This is a genomic window from Psychrobacter sp. 16-MNA-CIBAN-0192 (assembly GCF_040309565.1).
Lineage (GTDB): Bacteria > Pseudomonadota > Gammaproteobacteria > Pseudomonadales > Moraxellaceae > Psychrobacter.
The window spans coordinates 1-263 of sequence record NZ_JBEOOX010000366.1; the positions used below are offsets into that span (position 1 = coordinate 1).

Annotated in this window: 1 protein-coding gene; it reads left to right on the forward strand. The window is 33.5% G+C overall.

Annotation, left to right across the window (positions count from 1 at the left end; genetic code table 11):
* Positions 1-79: 79 nt before the first annotated feature.
* On the forward strand, positions 80-263 hold a 184-nt coding region (locus AAEY78_RS13620), incomplete at its 3' end, for a hypothetical protein (RefSeq protein ID WP_352339870.1).

The following is a 263-nucleotide window of genomic DNA, read 5'->3' on the forward strand; positions in this document are numbered from 1 at the left end:
GTTATAAACCACCAAAACGGTGTTCAATAAGCTGTTAGGGCTCAAGCCTGAAAAAAAATCTTGGATTATGGAATAAACAATGAAGGACTGGATTAAAAACAAGTTTTACAGATTGAATAGCTATCTAGATCAGAAATATCCTGATTTTGAAGCTATGTTCACTGAGTCAGATGAGAACAAAAGAAGCCTAAGTCTCAATAAGGTTTTGTTTAAAGTTCTCTCGTTCGCAGTATTAAGTGCCGGGTTATTGTTATTAATTAATT